Source organism: Sphingobacterium sp. UBA7631 (assembly GCF_002483935.1).
GTDB lineage: Bacteria > Bacteroidota > Bacteroidia > Sphingobacteriales > Sphingobacteriaceae > Sphingobacterium > Sphingobacterium multivorum.
The window spans coordinates 193,828-213,504 of sequence record NZ_DLIX01000005.1 but is presented as its reverse complement, the minus strand read 5'-3'; the positions used below and the strand labels follow the sequence as shown (position 1 = coordinate 213,504).

The following is a 19,677-nucleotide window of genomic DNA, read 5'->3' as shown; positions in this document are numbered from 1 at the left end:
TTTATTTATTGACATCTAAAAGTCATTAAATAAAAATGTGTTATTTTTTCTGCTCGGAAGAAGTGTTTTCATCGTTCACAGCGCGGGTTATAAGCTGTTTTATGCGATTCTTTTCTTTGTCAGTTAGAGGAAATGCCTGTTCGATGATAGGGAGGATTTCCGTGCTTTTTTCCGACTGCAATAACAAGTCGATGAAACCGAGATAGGTGCGGATAAGGTCTGTTTTAATTATAGAGAGTTCAATCTGTGTGGCTTTTGCATCAAATCCATTCCAGAAATATTCAGCAATGGCATGTTTAGGGTCTTTGGGAAGTCCTGCAGATTCGATACTTTGGTTGGTTATTTTTGTGCTCCTCTTCATCGGAAAGGCGGTTTAGCTTAAAACTTGTAAAAAAAGATGGAAATAATTTGGTCGATTAATTCCATTTCAATGTACACTATTTTTTAGATCTCTTGATTAAAAATGTGAAAAAATAAGCAAGTCCAAAATAGATAATAAGATCGAAAAGAAGATAAATAGGATTGAAACTACTTCGATTCTCAGGTTCCATTGAGCGCTTGCCACCCATATATTCATAAAAAGGAAATGGAAAACCCAATCTGTCATTTCCATCGGATGGGCCATCGCATTTAGCGAAGAGAATGGTAGCCGCGACTGTTATTACACTAAAAATTACCCAAGTTTTCTTTGGGAAATTTGAAACTATCTTCATGGTTATAGCTCTTTAAGTTGTTTAAAATTACATAATATCATGTGGAGATGTATATTCTGATTCGTATCAATATGGCTATTTAAGGCTAAAGCTGATGTGTTGATATAGAAATTGCTTTTTTGAGTAGAAATATATCTAAATTTAGTCTATGCTTATAGAAACTTTAAAAAGCCTTTTCCAACGGGACTTAAACAGGCTGCGGGATGAAATTTCATTGTACAAACAAGAAGGAAATATATGGCTTATTGAACCAAATATTGCCAATTCAGCGGGCAATCTATGTCTACATTTGATTGGAAATCTTCAAACGTACATCGGTGCTGAAATAGGAAAGACAGGGTATATTAGGGATCGAGCTGCTGAGTTTTCGTTAAAAGATATTCCTCGAACACGATTAATAGATCAGGTAGATGATACGATTGATGTGGTTACCCGCTCTTTGGATCTCTTGTCGGAAGAGAATCTGCAAGAGATATATCCCATACTCGTGTTTGAAGAAAAAACAACGACGCAGTATTTGCTCGTTCATCTGACCACCCATCTAACTTATCACCTTGGCCAAATAAATTATCACCGCCGATTGTTGGATCAACCTGATGCATAACTGAAGTATTGGGTGATCTATTCTTATTCTAAAACATAGGAAACAAATTTATAGTATGGACTTAAGAAAAGCGGTATTATCTGATGCCTTGGAGCTCGTAAGGTTGACCGAGCAACTGGGTTATCCAGCCGATATTGAAGGAATGAAAATTATTTTGGAAAGATCTATTACGGCAGCAGGAGTATGCTGTATTTGTGGGGGCCATTGACAATAAAACTGTTGGCTGGATTCAAGTTCATCAAGTTATCAGTATGGAGACTGGTGTTTATGCGGAAATCATGGGATTGGTTGTCGATGAAGAATATCGAGGTCGGGGGCTGGGTCGATTATTATTGCATGCGACATCCGATTCGGCTAGGTCAATAGGGTGTCGCCGTTTGCGTGTTAGATGTAATACCATTCGAACCGAGAGCCATAAGTTTTATCAAAATAGCGGTTTTATACTAAAAAAGGAGCAGAAAGTTTTTGATTCTTTGCTTTAAAAGGTGAACTTTAGCCCAAATAGATATCGAGACCATCAAACATTCTACCTGTATCGACTGTTGATTTCTCGAAGACCCGACTTAGATAAAATGAGAAGAATCTTTACATTAATTGCCTGTTGCTGTGTTTTTAATTCGCATGCGCAGCGTATGGACAGTATTACCACGGTGATCGCACCTGAGTATGACCGAGTGGGATTATTGCATCGATTTTGGCTTGGAGATAGTTACCGTAAATTATACAATACTCCTGTTAAGATGCGTTTGATGGATCTCGCTACAGAGCGAGGTGGACTTCAGATCGTTAAGTTGGGCGGCGGAATGCAGACCCAGTCGCTTCGACTGGTAGATTCTTCGGGTAGGGAGTGGGTTCTCAGGTCCATTCAGAAATACCCTGAACGCAGTCTCCCGGAAAGCCTCCGAAAGACATTTGCAAAAGATATTGTACAGGATCAGATTTCGATACATCATCCATTTGGAGCATTGACCGTTCCGCCATTTAACAAAGCCTTAGGAATTCCTTCAGCGTCGCCGGAACTGGTTTTTGTGGGAGATGATCCAAGGTTTGGCGAGTATCGTGAGGTATTTAAGAATAGGGCCTATATGTTTGAGGCGCGTACCCCTTTTGAGGATCAAAAAACGGATAATAGCGCAAAAGTCATGCGTAAAGTGTTGGAAGACAATGATACACAAATTGATCAGAATCTCACACTACGTGCACGATTGTTAGATTTTACGTTGGGCGACTGGGATCGCCATCAAGACAACTGGCGTTGGGACCCTGAAAAAGAAAAAGGTAAAAAGATCTATACGCCTGTCCCTAGAGATAGGGATAAGGTGTATTATAAAACTTCGGGGGTATTTCCAACATTACTTTCCTATCAATGGTTGAAGGCCCATTTGCAACCCTTTAGTCCACATATCCGAAATGTGCCCCATTGGAATTTTAATGCAAGTACTTTTGATCATTTTTTTCTCACACATCTTACAGAGGACGAGTGGATTGACGAAATACAATTTGTTCAGAAAACATTGACGGATTCGTTGATTCATCAGGCTATGTTAACGATGCCTGATACCATTGTGAAAATGAGCGCGAATGAACTGGAAACAAATATTCGTTCAAGAAGGGACGAACTGATGGAAAGTGGATTAACCTACTACCGATTTCTAGCCCGTGTCGTTGAACTACCATTGTCCGCCAAATCTGAATTTGTAGATGTCGATTACAATAGTGATGGTTCGGTCACTGTCAATATCCATAACAAGAAAAAGGATGGCACCGAAGGGCGAAAATTGCTAAAACGTACTTTTGTACCTGATCAGACCAAAGAAGTTCGCATATATGGTATATCGGGCGCTGATGAATATAAGTTCCATGGATCGGGCAAATCGCCCATAAAGGTTCGGATTATTGGTGGTGATGGTCAGGATTTGTACCGTACAACAGACAAATTTGCCAATGGCAGCAAAGTTTATATCTATGATGGTAAAGAGCAGGTTCAGGGTACTATCCAGGTTGATGATGCTATTCATCTGAAATTGAGCAAAGACAGCGCTGTCCATACGTTTGACTATGACAATTTTGTCTATGATCGTAAAGGAGTTGTTTTTAATTTGGACTATGGCGTTGACCGCGGACTTATTTTTGGACTGGGGTATATGATCGAAAATCAAGGATTCAGAAAGAAACCTTATGCGTATAGGCATGAGTTTCTTGCCAGTTATTTGACCGGTCGCGAATCATTTATGTTTGATTACAAAGGTAATTATAAGGAACTCATTGCAGGGCATGATCTTTACATTCATCTTTCATCCCTTGGGCCCAAAAACCTGAGCAACTTCTTTGGGTATGGAAATAATACCATTTTTGATAAATCGGACTCAAAGCGCATTTCCTATTACCGAAATCGATTTGATCTTGTGAATGGTGATATTTTTCTAGAAAGATACCTAGCCCCCAAATTCAAGGTTTTCTATGGATCCTCCTCCGAATATTATAATAGCAAAGAATTAAATAATGTTGGACGATACTTTGAAGAGTTTCATGAAAAATATCCTTCGGAGCCTATCTACGGTAGTAATTTTTTCACTGGGGTCACCACTGGTATAGATTACGATACCCGCGATAATATCAGTAATCCAAAATCGGGAGTACATTTTCACACTAGATTGGGGTGGAATGCTGAAATCGGAGGGGAGGGCCGCAACTATACAAAATTACAGCATTCCATGAGTTTTTATAAAACGGTTGCCGACAACTATATTACTTTTGCTAATCGTGTGGGATTTGATGCGGTATGGGGAGATCCCTATTTTTATCAGCACGCACAAATTGGAGGAGAAATGAGCTTAAGAGGGTATAATTCTCGGCGATTTACTGGGAAAACAGCGCTTTATAATAATTTTGACATGCGATTGAAATTATTTAGCTACTCTTCTTATATCGTTCCTGGAACAGTCGGGGCAATTGGTTTCTATGATGTAGGAAGGGTCTGGATGAGTCATGAAAATTCCAATGACTGGCATATGGGATATGGTGGCGGAATTTATTTTATGCCAGGAGATCTATTAACTATTCAAGGAGTAATAGGGTTCAGTAAAGAAGCAACCTTGCCCTATCTCCGAATTGGACTTTCTTTTTAAAGACCTAAAACGAAGCTTTTAAGTATAAAATGAAATCGGAGATCAAAAAAAAATTAGATAGAAATTTTGCTGAGCGTAGATTACGAAATAGCAGCATCGATTTATCTGTGCTAAAACACTATAAGAGTTACGCAAAAACTTTTGCCGACATTCATAACGGTATAGTCGTACTGAGTGACCTGACGGCAAACTGGAGTTATACCTATATGGGGACAATTGCAGAACGACTTTACCTTCCTTCATATGACAAGAAGCTGGAAATAAACGGTATTTGGGAAGATTTTCTTCTCGAACGTGTTTACCCCGATGATTTGGCCATTAAGCATGCTTTGGAGCTTCAATTTCTCAACTTGGTCAAAAAAAAGGATCTGGCGGAGCGATTCAATTATCAAGCAAACAGTATACTTCGGGTCGAAGGGAGAGAGGGGCAAATCATCCAGCTGTCCCATCAGATTTTTTACTTGGACACCTCAGGACCGGAATTCCCCCAGCTGGCTTTATGCTGTTATACCTTACTACCAGAAACTGAAACTTCAATTAATCTTCGAAATTATATCCTCAATCAGGTAACAGGCGTAGTCCATCATTTAGATGGCTATGGTGCGAAAACTTCGATTAGTACACGAGAGAAAGAAATTTTAAGCTGCATCAAGGAGGGGATGATTAGTAAACGAATTGCCGAAAAATTAGGGTTGAGCATTAATACCGTTAACAGGCATCGGCAAAATATACTCCAAAAGCTTCGTGTACGAAATTCATATGAAGCAGTGAGTGTGTTTAACAAGATGCAGCAGGACATACTGACTTAAGATGACGCCCGTCTATGGGGCTGTCTTAGACGGGCGTCGATATTTTTTAGTTTGAATTATTCTCTTTCAGCCATTTGCTTCGACGTTGATCTGCAAGGTGTTTGATCGTAAAATAGTCAAATTTCGCCTGAAAGCCATTGCCGTCTGGTGAAGCTGCCATTAAACCAACCATAACAGGGTGATTATCCTGCAGCCAGGCATTCCTCATCATGATATACTCCTTGTCATCAAAAGAATAGAAAAATTCGACAGCATCTAATCGACGTATTGCTTTGATCCAAATAAAAGGGATTTCCTTATCTATTGGAATAATGCTCCAATCACTCGTTTTATGCGTAACGACTGTACTCAAATTGTATTTTCCTTCCACAAATTCTATCCCTGCTTTTATATAGTTTTCATGATCAATGCGCAGCATGAGACCTGCTTGGTCAAAGCGGGTTTGGTAGTTCGCCGAGATCTTTGCCTTGACTTCAAACTCTCCCCCGCGTAGCGTATAGAAAAAGGGGGCGTCGTCTACTGTAAATCCATAATGAGAGATACGCCAATAATCGCTTTTAGGCGTAACGAACATCGAAAGTGAATTGTCTTTGATGTTCCATTCTGTTGGTTCGTTAAACCAAAGCATCTTATCCAATTTTTGTGCGCTGGCCTGTATCGTAAGCAATGGAAATAATGAAGCTGCTAAAAATGTCTTTATAGTTTTCATGTTTTTGTTTTTGTAATGATATTCATTTTCATCAGCAAAGATATTTAAGCATAGCCCAGGTTTTCAATACTGATAAATAACCATGATTTCAATAATTCATCCTATTGTAATTTATTTGCAATTTAATTGCATTTAATGTTTTTGCTACATAGTTGCAATAGTGAAAAATACTATCTTCGCTGAGTTGACTTTTAATCCACTGTAGTACCGAATCGGTATAGCAAACAAGATCGATTTCAATTTTAAACAATATAAGCAACAGCAGTATGGAATTTTGGGAACGTAATTTTATAGAGAGGCAAGAAATGTGGGGGGATGAAGCCGCTAAGTCTACAACGTTTGCAGTAGGCTTTTTTTTGGAACACAACATCAAAAATATACTGATTCCTGGGTTCGGCTACGGTCGCAACGGTCGCCCTTTTTTGGAAAATGGAATAAAAATTACAGGCATTGAGATCTCGAAAACGGCAATAGAACTCGCCCGGAAATCCTTTGGGGAAATACGGTTATCCATCATGGTTCGGTTAATGAAATGCCTTTTGATCAGGATATATATGACGGTATATTTTGTTACGGGCTTATTCATCTATTGGATGCTGAAGAACGTAATGCGTTAATCCAGCATTGTTTTGACCAATTAGCTGAAGGAGGTTATATGATTTTTACGACCGTATCAAAGCTAGCGAGCATCTATGGAAAGGGGGAGGCCATAGGCACTGATCGATTTGCAATGTTTGGTGGAGTACATATGTTTTTTTACGATGTCGATTCCATTCATGCCGAATTCGATCCCTATGGATTAATGGAAATTAGGGAAGTGGAGGAAAATTTTCCATTCTACTTCATCATTTGTCAGAAGAGGATTAATATTTAAATATATATTTATGAAAGATGATAGAAGCTATGAGGTAATTATCGTTGGGGGAAGTTATGCGGGGCTTTCTGCAGCGATGGCATTGGGCCGTTCCTTGCGGAATGTGTTGATTATCGATAGTGGGCTACCTTGTAATCGACAGACGCCGCACGCTCATAATTTCATTACGCATGATGGTGAAAAGCCGCTTAGTATAGCGAAAAAAGCGAGGGAGGAAGTTCTGAACTACCCGAGTGTCAAGTTCCAGAAAGGGCTTGCTGTGAGCGGCACGAAGACAGCCACAGGGTATGAAATAACCACCGAAAATGGGGACGTCTTTCACGCTAAAAAGCTCATTTTTGCGACCGGTGTGGAAGATATTATGCCTAGTATACAAGGATTTTCAGCCTGTTGGGGAATTTCGGTTATCCATTGCCCATATTGTCACGGTTATGAATTTCGAAAAGGAAAAACTGCTATTATGGCCAATGGAGAGCGTGCACTTCATGTAGCGGGATTGGTCAATAATCTCTCGAACGACTTAACGCTATTGACTTCGGGTAAGGCTAGTTTTGATGTTAAGCAGAAAGCAAAACTGAAGTTACATGGTATTTCGATTATTGAAGAAGAAATAACTAAAATCCAGCATAAGAATGGATGGGTCCAACAGGTACAATTAAAAGACGGTCGTGAACTTGCCTTTGATGCTGTTTATGCTGCCATACCTTTCAGGCAACATTCGCTTATTCCTGCAATGTTAGGTTGCGAATTGACCGATCAGGGACATATAAAAACAGACAATTTCCAGAAAACAACAGTTGCGGATGTTTTTGCCTGTGGAGATAATTCCAGTATGATGCGTTCGGTGGCGAATGCGGTTGCTGCAGGAAACCTAGCTGGAGCAATGGTTAATAAAGAACTTGTTGATGAGGTTTTTTAGTGGCCGTATTGATCTGTTTTCCGGCAGTGGTGACACATTGTTAATTCATCAGGAAGTTTTTACAAAAACTTCCTGATGCGTAAATGCTGTCTTTATTAAATTTTTTTGTCCAAATTTTACTGAAATAATAGCTGCCGATAAGATAAACCGACACCAGGAAGTGATCCTTTATGATGGATAATCGTTTTAAAAGTCGACGGTTCCTACTCTACATTTGTTGAATACGTTCGGTCCGACTAGCCGTTTCCCGTCCCCATTCTGCAATAGATTCTAATAGCGGAATAAGCGTCTTGCCGAATGGTGTAAGTTCGTAATCTACTTTCAAAGGAGCTTTTTCGGTATGTACTGTACGCTTTACTAAACCATCAGCCTCAAGTTCCTTTAATTGTAAGCTTAATGTACGCTCGGTAATTAATGCACATTCTTTTCTTAATTCATTATAACGTTTTTTTTCAATTAGATGAATCAAAATTACTGCTTTCCATTTTCCGCCTATGTATTTCATAGTTAGGCTGGTACTGCATGGGTATTGTTTGTTGTCTATCAAATACATCTGTTACTATCAAGTTTGACCGTTATTGCAAATATATAATACTATATTTAAGTTTGCAACTATAAAATATATAGTTAATTTAATCTTGTATGTTATGGCTTTTTTAGAAACTGCAAAGCAACGTTACACAACGAAAAAGTATAATTCAGAAGCGCTAATTCCGGAGGAGAAAATCGCTGAATTAAAGGAAATAATCCGATTGAGTCCATCTTCCATCAATAGCCAGCCATGGAAATTCTTCTTTGTCTCTTCTGGGGAGATGAAACAAAAACTCGCTGCCGCATCCTATTGGAACGCACAGAAGATAAATGAGGCAAGCCATCTGGTTGTCTTTAGCGCACTTACCGATGTAGATCGCTTTGAAGAGCAGATCGCAAACACGCTTCCAGAGGGATCGATTAATTACTATAAGCAATTTTTGCAGTCGAAAGGGGAGTTCCATGTTCAATCCTGGATGAAGCAACAGGTGTATCTTTCTTTGGGATTTTTCCTTGCAGCCTGTGCTGCAAATCATATTGACGCAACCCCAATGGAAGGAATTGAAAATTCCGTCTACGATGAAATACTGGAACTCGATGGCTATCAGACGCTGTTTGCAGTTGCTATTGGCTATCGACATGTGGAGGATGCAAATCAGCCTGCAATTACCGCAAAATCACGTTTGACAATTGCAGATATAATTGAAGAGTTCTAGGTAAAAAAGATGAAACCAATAGTGGTTTCATCTTTTTTACATTAGTTTAAACTTATCTTTTTGCCCTGTTCGGGGAAAACATAATTTATTTTAAGTGGATTATTGTTGAGCAATTCGTTTTTAATGATTTCAGGGTTGTTACCAGTTGGTTTTCGGTGTGTGACCACTATGCTTAGCCCTTCCAAGTTTTTCAGTCCCGTTTTTTCTTTGAGCTTTAGGAGTTCTTCTAGCAGCAAATTGGGGGTTAGGTGACCGAAGAGTAAATTTTCTGGCTGATTATTTGGGAAGGAGACTTCAATCAATATGCTGTTTAATTGTTTATTTTTGATCAGTGGGGTAATCGTATTCCAGAGCTTATCTAGCTGATCGGATTTTTCCACCCGGTCCGCGCCAGTATCGCCGAGGTAAAGGAGGTAGTGATTATCATGGCGGACAAGTGCTGCACTGCTTTTATATGGATTTACATGGCTCAGCTCATATGCCGTCAAAGATAATGCTGTATTTGGTACTTGCATTTCCAGCCCCTCCTGTAAACTGTTGTAATGATACTTTCCTAGTATGGGTTTTTGGCCCTGATCACCAAAATTGATCCAGGTATCCGTGATAAAATAGTGATTTTGTAGAATTTGAAGGACCGGATCAATAGCGAAAATGTTCTTTTTGCTATCGGCAGGAGAATTAATAATAAGACCCGATAGATGATCGAGATGTCCATGGGAAATGAAATATCCCTTTATTTGGTTATGCAAAATTGTTTCGACCGATCCATTTAGACTTTTCAACACAATAGCTTTTCTAATCCCCGTATTTATGGTTCCGGCATCGAGGCAAAAGAAGGCCGTATCTCTTGGAGTGCCTACTAAATAAGCAGAAAGATTGTCTTCTTGTTCGCCACCATATATTCCCAGCGGGACAAGGTCAAAATGCTGTGCCTGACAGGTTATGGTAACAAGAAATGTAAAAATGGAAAGCGCTAGTTTTTTCATGATTATTAAACTAAAAACCCATCCGTTGTTATAGGATGGGTTCAAATTTACGTTATTTTTTGTTTATTGGTTGAATCGGTAACGTACACCCAGCTGAATTCTCCAGCGTGAAGTTTCATCCACACTGTTCGAGAAAGTGTTGGTTAAAGGAATCTGATTTGTTGCATCTAAATACGGGAAGGAGAATGTTGGCTGTCCCTGCGCATTCAATCCTTTGTAATTTAAGATACCGTTTGCTTTGTTGGCAAATTGGGCGACTCCCCAGCTTTTGTTGATCATATTACCGAAATTAAATACATCAAAAGTAATCTGCAATTGATGTTTCTTTCCGCTGGTATTTAAAAACACATCTTGCGCGATACGAATATCCAGTGTTCCGATCATTTTTCCTACCAATGCGTTACGTTTCGCGTATTGGCCTCTGTGCGCGTTCAGGTAATTGTCCTGATTAATGTATCCGTTCAATTGAGACCATAATTGATCAGCTGTCCGAGTGTCTTGCGCATTGTCGCCAACAAGTGCAATTTCAGCTTTACTATTTGGAATGTAGATCAAGTCATTACCCGACAAACCATCATTGTTCAGGTCACCACCATAAGTATAAGAGTAGCGAGGCCCGTCCTGCAGTTGATAAAATAAGGAGAATGTCGTTCCTAAATGATCCAGGTATTCTTTACGGTAAGAGAAGTTGGCAATAAATCTATTTTTAACCAAATAAGTTGAATAAGATAGGTCAGCGCTATTTGGATTACCCGACACATAGCGATCACGCCACATGGATTGAGCAATAGATCCTCCATCGTTCACAGATCTTGAATCTGTATAGGTATAACCGATATTTGCAAAAAATCCACCTTTGAACTCTTTCGACAATGTTCCTGTCAAGGTATAACTATAACCTTTTGATGTATTGGACATGACAATAGCGTCCGAAATATTAGGGTTTTCGGGAGTAGGTTTAGCAGCACCATAAATACGAGGAGTACTGTAACGCATACGGTTATCCGCACCAACCAACGCTTGACCGTCCGTTGTATTTAGATTGACATTACGGAAGTAGACCGAATTGATATCTTTTGAATACATGGCTTCAAAAGTTCCAATAACACCGCCTGGTAATTTTTGGTCAACGGCAAGATTCGTTCTCCAAAGCTGCATAAACTTGAACTTATTATCGGTTACCGCTAAGTTGTAACTCGAGTTGTTGGCTGCAGTTTGGTGGTTTACATTGCGATAAGCATCTACATCAGGTGTAAATGGACGGTTTGTAGGATTATTAATGGATTCAGAACCAAACATGACACCATTGTTTCCGGCCTGATTAGAAATCCACACCAACGGTGGTCGACCCGTAAAGATTCCTGATCCACCACGTACCTGCGTTTGATTGGTTCCATTGACATTCCAATTAAAGCCAATTCGTGGCGACCAAAGAATTGCACTCTTTGGATATTTTGAGACGTCAATCTTTTCACCTTGATCAAAATTTAACTTGGTTACATTGTCATTCTTCAATTCATTCGGTGATGAAATGTTTGTCAAATCGGCTCTCAATCCAGCAGTCAATTTAAAATGGTTATTTACAGCATAGGCATCCTGTGCATATAGACCAAACATACGTGCTGAAATTTCTGCATAAGGAAACGATCCATCAGGTAAAACAGAATATTGGATTTGGTATTTGGTTGCGTTGGAAACATTATTTTTTGCAGAGTTGTAGAAGTCATCTAAACTGGCAAATGTATAGGCTCCATAATAGTTCGGCGCAAATCCATTGGTAGTTTTGTAATTTTCAAAATTGGCTCCCAAGGTAATCTCATGCTTTCCGGCATAAATATTAAAGTTGTTGGTTGCTTGAAATACCTTCGTCTTTAAGCTATTAAATGCTGTAAATGGTTCGTAACCAAATGCTGTCATGCTACTACCGTCGGGGTTCATGATGTCTACCAAAGGAAATGGTTGGCCACCTTTCGACTCTCTATAGTCGTTCATGACATTGTAGCCTACGGTCAATGAATTAGAATATTTGCTACTGATACGCGTACGTAATTCTAAATTCACATTGTCCATGTTGTTGTTTATACCGTAGCCTGCCGAGCTGAAAGGTAGGCCAAGGTTGGACGGTTGCCGATTATTTTTGGGCGCGCCGCTATTGGACGGTAAGATGTCGCGATAGGAACGAAAGTAGAAATATTTAGCGCTTAAGGTATTTTTTTGATCGATATTGTAATCTAATTTAACGGAAAATTTGTCACTGCGTGTATCCAAAGGATAATCTTGATAAGATCCAGGATTATACCCGATCGATTTAAGGTAGTTGGCTAGCTCATCAAGTTTCTCCGCAGATACGGTTGAAACATTCGGCCCCGTATTTCCTCCGCGTGAAGCTATAAAATTTGTTCCTGGGTCTGTTCTTCGCTCAAGCTCGCCGCTTGCAAAAAAGAATAGCTTGTTTTTGATAATTGGTCCCCCCACGGTAAAACCATAGCCTTTTAAGCTGAAGTTGTTGACTGGTGCTCTTAGTCCGGCCGAATTGTATTTGTTGACTAAATTCTGATTTCTGAAATAATAATTTAACGAACCTTGTACTTCGTTGGTACCACTTCTTGTTACGGCATTGATTGCAGCACCGGTAAAACCATTTTGTCTTACGTCATAAGGAGCAATGTTTACTGAAATCTCCTCAAAGGCATCCATATTGATAGGTTGCGAGTTTGTTTGGCTTCCGATGGTTCCCTGTAGTCCAAACGCGTTGTTAAATAGCGCGCCATCGATGGTAAAGTTATTGGCAAGGTTGCTTCTTCCTGCAAAAGAAGGATTACCGTACTGCATCGAAAATTGAGGGGTCAGTTTGACAAAGTCTGTAAAGCTTCGATTGAGTGTAGGTAGATTTTGAATCGCTGTGCGGGAAATGTTTTGTGCAGCACCTGTTCGGCCGGAGTTGAAGACTTTGCCCTGTCTCGTACCTACAACGACAGCTTCATCCAATACCTGCGATGCGGACTGCATCTGAATATCTAATGTTGAGCTTTGTCCCAAAGCCAGTTTCTCGATCTGCTTGATATTGGGTGAATGCCCAAGATAAGTTACCGTGATTTGATAAGGGCCACCGATTCTCATATTGGGGAGATTATAGCGACCGTCACTTCGTGATGAAGTAACGTACTTTGTCCCGGAGGGCAAATGTATGGCTTCGATTGTCGCCCCATTGATTGGCGAATTTCCCGCTCTGACGGTTCCATTCAGAGCAGAGGTGGTTTCATTTTGCGCATAGGTAAGTGAGGTACCGATTGTGCTTAGCAAAATACTGGTAATCAAATGTTTTCTCATTTGTTTTGTAGCTGTTTAAATGACTAGGTGATTTTTAAACCGCGATAAAGGTAGGAGAGTAGTGTTGATTTTGTGTTAAGTAAATATTATTTAACGGTTTCCACTGTCGTAGGTATAAACCGTTTTTTACTGTTGATAATTCAGTCCAATCTTGTTTGCGGCTATTTTTTAATTTTGATTATGTTTACATTTTTTCTTTTGTTGTTTAGTATATTCAAACCTATTTAACCGGATTGGATTTTATCGTTACTTATGACCATAAATTTTAAAAACATAGATTATTTGAAGTCTGGAAACGACGTGCAGAAAAAAGCCTATCGGTTATTGACTGATTATCACATTACTACTCTTCTTGATGCTTATGATCCGATTGAAGTTGGTACGATACCGATTCAGCTGGATGTGGGTGGGAGTGATATAGACATTATTCTGTGTGTCGACAATTTTGATGCTCTTGAAGAAATGCTGTCTCTTAATTTTTCGAACCATGCACATTTTCGGTTACGGCGGCCGGCCGATCGTGTAATCGTCTGCCGTTTCACGATTGAAGAGCAGCTTTTTGAAATTTATGCAACGGATAAAGCAACTGAAATTCAGAATGGATACTTACATATGCTTAAAGAGCATGAAATTATTCAATTGAGGGGTGGAGAATTCGCTGAACAGGTCAGACAGCTCAAGAGGAGTGGGATAAAAACTGAGCCTGCATTTTGTCAGCTATTGGGAATTGAAGGCGATGCATATACAGAACTTCTAAAGTATAATCCAGCAGATAACACGATGAACTATGAATAATTTTAATCTATAATAGAATGAATCCCCTAATTGAACAGTTCAAAAAATATGGCTATCTCAATGAACCAATTGAGAAAGCGGTAGAAAATAGAACGCGTTATTTCTTTAAGAAAAAGGGCGAGCATTTTTTGAGAGAAGGGCAGCATTTATCCAGCTATTTTGTTTTAAGTACAGGATTACTACGAGCTTATTTTTTTAAAAACGGGCGTGAAATGAACAGCTGGTTTGGTGAGGAAAACCAGATTTTTGGATCGATTTTACCCGTTTATACTGAAAAACCCTCTTTTGAAAATATTCAGCTTCTGGAAGACTCCGAGATCTATGCAATTTCTGTAGACGATTTGAATGAATTGTATAGAATTTATCCTGAACTAAATCTTATCGGTCGGAAGATTGCCGAGGAGGTTTGTATTATTCTTGAAGAACGGATTATGTCCTTGCATACCGAATCTGCAGTAGAACGATATCAATCGCTCATGCGCTTACAGCCCAATTTGTTAAATAGAATTAATCTCGGTCATATTGCATCATATTTGGGGATTACACAAGAAACACTTAGTCGGATCCGGCGATAAGGTACGATTTTGATATAAGTCAAAAAATGCTCCTCATTTAGCGATTATCTTTGCTGTAGAAATTTAAACTATTGAAAATGAATTGGATTGCATTGATCATCGCTGGCATTTTTGAAATTGGCTGGCCGCTCGGATTAAAAATGGCTCAACAGCCAGATTCAAATAAATTGGGTTGGATCATATTGGCTATTGTTTCTATGAGCATTAGTGGAGGATTATTGTTTTACGCTCAAAAGGCAATTCCTATCGGTACAGCTTATGCCGTATGGACAGGTTTGGGAGCTGTGGGAACATTGATTGTTGGAATCTTTTTTTTCGGAGATTCTGCCAATATATTTAGGCTTCTTTCAGCAACATTGATCGTCGCTGGAATTATCGGTTTAAAAATATTCTAAAAAGCCACAGGAAATGCTATTTATGTTAGGGAAGATTTAAATAAATTATATAGGTGAACTCAATTTGCTTGACTATAGTGTTCAACGTCGTTTGAAACTCACTTTTTTAATCAAAACTCCTTATAAAAGAGTAGGTTGGGATGATTTTTGCTTGATAATCAAATTATGAGGCAAGAACTAGCAGAAAAAATAGAATTGTATAGTAAAAGGTACGGCCTATTTATGCGGCCGGAGTATATTAGCTTTGCTCGAGACACGACAAGACTATTGCTTCGCAATGAATGTCTCCGTGAAGGTGATATAAAAGCGTACCAAGACTATATTGCTTCTCATTATCCGGAAGATCTTCCCTGGGAAATGAAACAATATCAGGAAACGACCAAAGCATTGGAACGAATGAGTAAGGAAATGGCAATTGCTTGGGTGAATACGCATCAAATCAATATTTTCGAATCCGATATTTTTATCGATGATGAAGATTCAATTTTGCGCCCTATTCAGTCAAAGGATGAAGATATGTTTCGCTATAATTTTAATGCGTTGGAAGAACTCATCTACAATCACCAAAGACCAGAAGATCTATTTCGGCGGAATAGGGATTGTTTTTGGATAGATACAAGAATTGAATGGCGGTAGTAATACTTCTTGCGATATTTTTTATAATCGAGACGCTAAAACAATTTTTTGTTTTAGCGTCCAAGCCCTTCGCATATGTGAAGGACTTTTTTTATAAAAGCTTTATTTTTAGATTTCTAAACGATACGCCTCTCGACCAATCCTGCAGTGCTAATTTCCCATTGATATGCTTACCAAACTCCGGATAATCTTTGAAATTACTATGCTTTACTAAATCTTTCCATTTAGCTGAATTAAAATCCATTTCAGCAGTGATTTTTCCATTTAGGAAGAATGTAATTTTTCCATCTTTCTGAACGATACTGGATTCATTCCAATCATCTTGCGTTTTAATGTTGACAAAGTTTTGTTGCGGTAGAAATGTATAAAGACAGCCCGAACGCTTTAGCGGTTTATCAAAATCAGGATGGGAATCTGCCAACAGTTGGTACTCCGGTCCAGAATGGTAGGTCGCATTAATATCGGGTCTTTCCTGTACGTTGACAAAAACGCCACTATTTCCCTCTTTTTCCAGCTTCCATTCAAACTTAAACTCATAATTTTTATACTCTTTGTCCGATACCAAATCGTATTTTTGGCTTTCACTGTTTGGGTCACAGTAAATTGTTCCATTTTTTACAATCCAGGCCGTAGGCGCATTTTTGCTATTATTGTACGTATGCCAATTGTTGAGCGTGCTACCATCAAATAAAAGTTGCCAGCCATTACGTTGCTCTTCTTCTGTCAATGTATTGGGACTGCTTTTTTCATTTTGACAGGAGAGTAAAATACAGCCCAGAAAGACCCATAAGGTGATTTTTTTGAAAAGGTTTAAGTTTATCATTGTTTTTATTTTTATAAGTGTCTCTTTAATACGTTTTCCCAACCAATATGTATTCCCTAAAATAATTTTTAATGTGAACTTTTGGAGACAATTTCATATTCCTTTGCAAATTTGTTACATAGTGCTTCTGCTAATACTTATCCCGAGGTTCACATATTCTCCCATTCATTCATGAATTTTTAAAATGTGCTGGCCCATCATTTTAAAAGATAAATCGGCTCAAGCCGTCTATACTTCTTTGGTCACCTTTCAAGCATAGATGACAAGGTACACATTATAATGATTTGATCACATTTTCAGCATAGTCATTCTCATTTTGATAAAATAACCTTATCAAAATGATAGGATTCTCCAATTCTATTTTGTGACTTATTTTTTTATATCATCTGATTAATAGTGTTTTATGATGTTTTTCGGTACAGTGGAACAGGATTTGGCTTATGGGGACAAATGAATGTAAATATGAAAACAGGACGGAAAAGAAAAGTATGTGGTAAGAGTCCGCCGAGGGGGACGATCGGCAAAGCTACTAGCATTAAATTCAAGTTTAAAAAATGAAATCGCAAGTCACTAATAAAGTTTAACAATGGTAATAACAATTGTACTCATCATAACTGGACTATTTTTCTTCTGGTTATTCTATAAAATGGTCGACTTTTTCGGCAAAATATAAAATAAATAATATGAAAGAGAAGCAAGAAAATAAAGGCAGAGGTTCCGCTCATAATGTGTCGGGCGACCGTATAGCGAAGGTCATCGTAGTGGTATTGATTATTGCAATGATTTTTCAACTCTATATCGGGTAGATTTTGATACATAGTTTTACGAACAACATGAAAAAATTAAATCAATACGGTGCAGGTCTGTATATGGCGCTCCATTACAAAGAAATCCGATCAGAGATTAGTTTCCTATTACGGAAGCACAATTTTGCAGGAGCTTTACAGGCTGTTATTAATCATCTTCGGAGCTTAATAGTACTGCAAAGCACGGACAAAATCTGCCAGCATATTCATTTCCTCGGAATGATTTATGGACGAGGAAACAATTATGTAAAATACATTTTGGAAAATCTTTTTGTTAGATCTTTAGGAGGTCTTCGACGCATAAGTTCGGTCCATGCATGGGCAGAAATCGAAGCCCAGCTACCAACACCATTTTTAGAGGTCCTCAAAGGACAACAAATCCATAACCTTCTAATATCAAAGTAAATGACAGCTTTATTTATTGTAGCACTACTGGTTTTTACATACATCTGTTATGTACTCTTAAGGCCAGAAAAATTTTAATAACAAGATTACTCATTCGTCATTGTCAGCGATGAAACTGCGCTTTCAGTCAGTCCTTTTGGCATTACGAAGTCAAAAGAAGGGCTTAAAGTTAGCTGACGATTGATCATGATACACTTTTTATACAAATCAATTAAAGAAATGAATACAGAGATTCTTGGAATCATAGTGATGTTCATCGTAACATTACTACTCGGACTTCCCCTCGGGAAATATATAGCTAAGGTATATGGTAACGAAAAGACCTGGTTAGATCCATTGTTTCAACCATTGGAACGTTTTTTTTATCGAGTGACAGGAATTAATCCCAATGTTCAGATGACTTGGCAACAGCACCTCGTTGCTCTTCTGACAATTAATCTAGTGTGGTTCCTGTTGAGTATGGCTATCCTGATGAATATGGGAAGTTTGCCTTTAAATCCAGATGGAAATCCTGGAATGACTGCTGATTTGGCTTTTAATACCAGTATATCCTTTTTGGTTAACTGTAATCTCCAACACTATTCTGGGGAGTCGGGCGTGAGTTATCTAGGACAAATTTGGCTCATGTTTCTCCAATTCGTGACTGCAGGCGTGGGAATGGCTGCTGCAGTGGTTATTTTTAAAGCTTTTAGGGATAAAACAACAACGCAATTGGGCAATTTTTACGATTTCTTTGTGAAATCTTGCACCCGCATTTTACTCCCTATCTCGGTCCTGGTTGCTGCCATTTTCGTGTTCCAAGGCATGCCGATGACATTCGAAGGTAAGGACAGTATGATTACTGTTGCTGGCGATACCGTACAGGTAAGTCGAGGACCAGTAGCTGCCTTTGTTCCAATTAAACATCTGGGAACAAATGGAGGTGGTTTTTTTGGTGCGAACAGTGCGCATCCATTCGAAAATCCCAATTATTTGACCAACATGGTGGAAATGATTGCCCAGTTTATTATCCCGATGGCGATGATATTTGCATTCGGCTTTTTTATTCGCAAGCGTAAATTTTCATGGATGATGTTTGGCGTGATGACCATTGGGTTTATCATCCTGACGATTCCAAATATAAAAATGGAAATGGCTGGAAATCCAGCGATCGCACAGATGGGTATTGATACGTCTATGGGGGCTATGGAGGGAAAGGAAATACGTATTGGTGCCGCAGCATCCGGCTTTTGGAGTATTGTCACAACGATGATTTCGACGGGATCAGTCAATTCTATGCATGATAGTTACATGCCCTTATCTGGTATGAACGAACTGATAGCCATGATGGTGAATGCCTTTTATGGCGGTGTGGGCGCGGGAATACTCAATTTTTTCATTTTTATTATACTCGCCGTTTTCATTAGTGGCTTGATGGTGGGGCGCACACCAGAGTTTATGGGTAAGAAAGTTGAAGCGCGCGAAATGAAAATCGCCATGATTGTTGCTCTTGCCCATCCTTTTCTAATCCTTGTCGGTACAGCACTTGCGACAGCGTTTCCAGCCCAAGGTGCTTCTACATTGAATAACCCTGGATTCCATGGTTTTAGTGAAATATTGTACGAATATACTTCATCCGCAGCCAACAATGGTAGTGGTTTTGAAGGTCTTGGAGATAATACCATTTGGTGGAACATTTCGACGGGTATCGTATTGTTACTCGGCCGATTTATACCGATTATAGGCCCAATTGCTATTGCTGGGTTATTGGCTGAGAAGAAATTTATACCTGAAGGCGAGGGAACGCTAAAAACTGATACAAGTACATTCGGTTTAATGGTATTCGCTGTGATCGCGATTATTGCAGCACTCTCTTTCTTCCATGCGTTGGCACTGGGTCCAATTGCGGAATATTTTTCCATGTAATACGTAAAAATTAAAGAA

22 protein-coding genes are annotated in these 19,677 nt (G+C 39.0%); 16 read left to right on the top strand and 6 right to left on the bottom strand.

The window, feature by feature from the left end:
- Nucleotides 1–40: 40 nt before the first annotated feature.
- On the bottom strand, nucleotides 41–361 hold the full coding sequence (locus B3P16_RS09355) for a hypothetical protein (RefSeq protein WP_286842633.1): 321 nt from the start codon (nucleotides 359–361) through the stop codon (nucleotides 41–43).
- A gap of 500 nt (nucleotides 362–861) precedes the next feature.
- Between B3P16_RS09355 and B3P16_RS09350 the strand changes: the two genes are divergently transcribed.
- From B3P16_RS09350 to B3P16_RS09335, 5 genes are all read left to right on the top strand, one after another.
- The gene (locus B3P16_RS09350; RefSeq protein WP_115045761.1) at nucleotides 862–1,317 is read left to right on the top strand and encodes a DUF1572 family protein; all 456 of its coding nucleotides are present in this window, start codon (nucleotides 862–864) and stop codon (nucleotides 1,315–1,317) included.
- Between the two features lie 55 nt (nucleotides 1,318–1,372).
- Nucleotides 1,373–1,525, top strand: a complete 153-nt coding sequence (locus tag B3P16_RS09345) for a hypothetical protein (RefSeq protein WP_159333051.1) — start codon at nucleotides 1,373–1,375, stop codon at nucleotides 1,523–1,525.
- Nucleotides 1,512–1,799 carry a GNAT family N-acetyltransferase gene (locus B3P16_RS24350; RefSeq protein ID WP_115045762.1) on the top strand — a complete coding sequence of 96 codons (288 nt, stop codon included), beginning with the start codon at nucleotides 1,512–1,514 and terminating at the stop codon, nucleotides 1,797–1,799. The genes B3P16_RS09345 and B3P16_RS24350 overlap by 14 nt, the downstream gene beginning before the upstream one ends.
- 90 nt (nucleotides 1,800–1,889) lie before the next feature.
- Nucleotides 1,890–4,445, top strand: a complete 2,556-nt coding sequence (locus B3P16_RS09340; RefSeq protein WP_286842631.1) for a BamA/TamA family outer membrane protein — start codon at nucleotides 1,890–1,892, stop codon at nucleotides 4,443–4,445.
- Between the two features lie 29 nt (nucleotides 4,446–4,474).
- The gene (locus B3P16_RS09335; protein WP_286842629.1) at nucleotides 4,475–5,254 is read left to right on the top strand and encodes a helix-turn-helix domain-containing protein; all 780 of its coding nucleotides are present in this window, start codon (nucleotides 4,475–4,477) and stop codon (nucleotides 5,252–5,254) included.
- A gap of 46 nt (nucleotides 5,255–5,300) precedes the next feature.
- Here the strand turns inward: B3P16_RS09335 and B3P16_RS09330 are convergent, their stop codons facing one another.
- Nucleotides 5,301–5,963: a DUF1349 domain-containing protein gene (locus tag B3P16_RS09330; protein WP_115045768.1), complete on the bottom strand. Its 663-nt coding sequence runs from the start codon at nucleotides 5,961–5,963 to the stop codon at nucleotides 5,301–5,303.
- 532 nt (nucleotides 5,964–6,495) lie between these two features.
- Between B3P16_RS09330 and B3P16_RS09325 the strand changes: the two genes are divergently transcribed.
- The gene (locus B3P16_RS09325; protein ID WP_286842626.1) at nucleotides 6,496–6,837 is read left to right on the top strand and encodes a class I SAM-dependent methyltransferase; all 342 of its coding nucleotides are present in this window, start codon (nucleotides 6,496–6,498) and stop codon (nucleotides 6,835–6,837) included.
- Nucleotides 6,838–6,847: 10 nt separating this feature from the next.
- Entirely contained in the window at nucleotides 6,848–7,756 is a 909-nt protein-coding gene (locus B3P16_RS09320; protein WP_286842623.1) for an NAD(P)/FAD-dependent oxidoreductase, read from the top strand.
- Between the two features lie 208 nt (nucleotides 7,757–7,964).
- On the opposite strand, the gene B3P16_RS09315 is transcribed toward B3P16_RS09320, so the two are convergent.
- Nucleotides 7,965–8,261 (bottom strand): winged helix-turn-helix transcriptional regulator, encoded by a 297-nt coding sequence (locus B3P16_RS09315; protein ID WP_201303552.1) that lies wholly within the window; start codon nucleotides 8,259–8,261, stop codon nucleotides 7,965–7,967.
- A 142-nt stretch (nucleotides 8,262–8,403) separates the two neighbouring features.
- On the opposite strand from B3P16_RS09315, the gene B3P16_RS09310 reads away from it, so the two are divergent.
- Nucleotides 8,404–9,003 carry a nitroreductase family protein gene (locus B3P16_RS09310; RefSeq protein ID WP_070565457.1) on the top strand — a complete coding sequence of 200 codons (600 nt, stop codon included), beginning with the start codon at nucleotides 8,404–8,406 and terminating at the stop codon, nucleotides 9,001–9,003.
- A 41-nt stretch (nucleotides 9,004–9,044) separates the two neighbouring features.
- On the opposite strand, the gene B3P16_RS09305 is transcribed toward B3P16_RS09310, so the two are convergent.
- A complete protein-coding gene (locus B3P16_RS09305; protein ID WP_286842620.1) occupies nucleotides 9,045–9,989 on the bottom strand; it encodes an MBL fold metallo-hydrolase in 945 nt (314 codons plus the stop codon).
- A gap of 63 nt (nucleotides 9,990–10,052) precedes the next feature.
- The gene (locus B3P16_RS09300; RefSeq protein WP_286842618.1) at nucleotides 10,053–13,319 is read right to left on the bottom strand and encodes a TonB-dependent receptor; all 3,267 of its coding nucleotides are present in this window, start codon (nucleotides 13,317–13,319) and stop codon (nucleotides 10,053–10,055) included.
- 282 nt (nucleotides 13,320–13,601) lie between these two features.
- Here B3P16_RS09300 and B3P16_RS09295 point away from each other — a divergent pair, with 282 nt between their 5' ends.
- The 4 genes from B3P16_RS09295 (at nucleotide 13,602) to B3P16_RS09280 (ending at nucleotide 15,720) form a co-directional block, all read left to right on the top strand.
- Nucleotides 13,602–14,114 (top strand): DUF4269 domain-containing protein, encoded by a 513-nt coding sequence (locus B3P16_RS09295; protein ID WP_286842616.1) that lies wholly within the window; start codon nucleotides 13,602–13,604, stop codon nucleotides 14,112–14,114.
- 17 nt (nucleotides 14,115–14,131) lie between these two features.
- Entirely contained in the window at nucleotides 14,132–14,689 is a 558-nt protein-coding gene (locus B3P16_RS09290; RefSeq protein ID WP_286842614.1) for a Crp/Fnr family transcriptional regulator, read from the top strand.
- 77 nt (nucleotides 14,690–14,766) lie between these two features.
- Nucleotides 14,767–15,084, top strand: coding sequence for a DMT family transporter (locus tag B3P16_RS09285; protein WP_046674567.1), 318 nt, complete (start codon nucleotides 14,767–14,769; stop codon nucleotides 15,082–15,084).
- 165 nt (nucleotides 15,085–15,249) lie between these two features.
- Nucleotides 15,250–15,720 carry a hypothetical protein gene (locus B3P16_RS09280; protein WP_046674568.1) on the top strand — a complete coding sequence of 157 codons (471 nt, stop codon included), beginning with the start codon at nucleotides 15,250–15,252 and terminating at the stop codon, nucleotides 15,718–15,720.
- Nucleotides 15,721–15,811: 91 nt separating this feature from the next.
- Here B3P16_RS09280 and B3P16_RS09275 read toward each other — a convergent pair whose 3' ends face one another.
- Nucleotides 15,812–16,543, bottom strand: coding sequence for a 3-keto-disaccharide hydrolase (locus B3P16_RS09275; RefSeq protein ID WP_115045806.1), 732 nt, complete (start codon nucleotides 16,541–16,543; stop codon nucleotides 15,812–15,814).
- 683 nt (nucleotides 16,544–17,226) lie between these two features.
- Here B3P16_RS09275 and B3P16_RS09270 point away from each other — a divergent pair.
- The 4 genes from B3P16_RS09270 to kdpA all read left to right on the top strand — a co-directional run bounded on the left by B3P16_RS09270 (nucleotide 17,227) and on the right by kdpA (nucleotide 19,659).
- Nucleotides 17,227–17,349: a hypothetical protein gene (locus B3P16_RS09270; RefSeq protein ID WP_256604641.1), complete on the top strand. Its 123-nt coding sequence runs from the start codon at nucleotides 17,227–17,229 to the stop codon at nucleotides 17,347–17,349.
- 27 nt (nucleotides 17,350–17,376) lie between these two features.
- Nucleotides 17,377–17,754 (top strand): DUF7674 family protein, encoded by a 378-nt coding sequence (locus B3P16_RS09265; protein ID WP_112376186.1) that lies wholly within the window; start codon nucleotides 17,377–17,379, stop codon nucleotides 17,752–17,754.
- Nucleotides 17,755–17,832, top strand: coding sequence for a potassium-transporting ATPase subunit F (locus tag B3P16_RS24345; protein WP_084823209.1), 78 nt, complete (start codon nucleotides 17,755–17,757; stop codon nucleotides 17,830–17,832).
- A 141-nt stretch (nucleotides 17,833–17,973) separates the two neighbouring features.
- Nucleotides 17,974–19,659: a potassium-transporting ATPase subunit KdpA gene (kdpA, locus tag B3P16_RS09260; RefSeq protein WP_286842612.1), complete on the top strand. Its 1,686-nt coding sequence runs from the start codon at nucleotides 17,974–17,976 to the stop codon at nucleotides 19,657–19,659.
- Nucleotides 19,660–19,677: the final 18 nt, after the last annotated feature.

Excerpts from the sequence above, each read along its gene's own strand:
- B3P16_RS09355 (WP_286842633.1), bottom strand. The coding sequence starts at position 361 with ATGAAGAGGAGCACAAAAATAACCAACCAAAGTATCGAATCTGCAGGA.
- B3P16_RS09350 (WP_115045761.1), top strand. The coding sequence starts at position 862 with ATGCTTATAGAAACTTTAAAAAGCCTTTTCCAACGGGACTTAAACAGG.
- B3P16_RS09345 (WP_159333051.1), top strand. The coding sequence starts at position 1,373 with ATGGACTTAAGAAAAGCGGTATTATCTGATGCCTTGGAGCTCGTAAGG.
- B3P16_RS09340 (WP_286842631.1), top strand. The coding sequence starts at position 1,890 with ATGAGAAGAATCTTTACATTAATTGCCTGTTGCTGTGTTTTTAATTCG.
- B3P16_RS09335 (WP_286842629.1), top strand. The coding sequence starts at position 4,475 with ATGAAATCGGAGATCAAAAAAAAATTAGATAGAAATTTTGCTGAGCGT.
- B3P16_RS09330 (WP_115045768.1), bottom strand. The coding sequence starts at position 5,963 with ATGAAAACTATAAAGACATTTTTAGCAGCTTCATTATTTCCATTGCTT.
- B3P16_RS09325 (WP_286842626.1), top strand. The coding sequence starts at position 6,496 with ATGCCTTTTGATCAGGATATATATGACGGTATATTTTGTTACGGGCTT.
- B3P16_RS09320 (WP_286842623.1), top strand. The coding sequence starts at position 6,848 with ATGAAAGATGATAGAAGCTATGAGGTAATTATCGTTGGGGGAAGTTAT.
- B3P16_RS09315 (WP_201303552.1), bottom strand. The coding sequence starts at position 8,261 with ATGAAATACATAGGCGGAAAATGGAAAGCAGTAATTTTGATTCATCTA.
- B3P16_RS09310 (WP_070565457.1), top strand. The coding sequence starts at position 8,404 with ATGGCTTTTTTAGAAACTGCAAAGCAACGTTACACAACGAAAAAGTAT.
- B3P16_RS09305 (WP_286842620.1), bottom strand. The coding sequence starts at position 9,989 with ATGAAAAAACTAGCGCTTTCCATTTTTACATTTCTTGTTACCATAACC.
- B3P16_RS09300 (WP_286842618.1), bottom strand. The coding sequence starts at position 13,319 with ATGAGAAAACATTTGATTACCAGTATTTTGCTAAGCACAATCGGTACC.
- B3P16_RS09290 (WP_286842614.1), top strand. The coding sequence starts at position 14,132 with ATGAATCCCCTAATTGAACAGTTCAAAAAATATGGCTATCTCAATGAA.
- B3P16_RS09285 (WP_046674567.1), top strand. The coding sequence starts at position 14,767 with ATGAATTGGATTGCATTGATCATCGCTGGCATTTTTGAAATTGGCTGG.
- B3P16_RS09280 (WP_046674568.1), top strand. The coding sequence starts at position 15,250 with ATGAGGCAAGAACTAGCAGAAAAAATAGAATTGTATAGTAAAAGGTAC.
- B3P16_RS09275 (WP_115045806.1), bottom strand. The coding sequence starts at position 16,543 with ATGATAAACTTAAACCTTTTCAAAAAAATCACCTTATGGGTCTTTCTG.
- B3P16_RS09270 (WP_256604641.1), top strand. The coding sequence starts at position 17,227 with ATGAAAGAGAAGCAAGAAAATAAAGGCAGAGGTTCCGCTCATAATGTG.
- B3P16_RS09265 (WP_112376186.1), top strand. The coding sequence starts at position 17,377 with ATGAAAAAATTAAATCAATACGGTGCAGGTCTGTATATGGCGCTCCAT.
- B3P16_RS24345 (WP_084823209.1), top strand. The coding sequence starts at position 17,755 with ATGACAGCTTTATTTATTGTAGCACTACTGGTTTTTACATACATCTGT.
- kdpA (WP_286842612.1), top strand. The coding sequence starts at position 17,974 with ATGAATACAGAGATTCTTGGAATCATAGTGATGTTCATCGTAACATTA.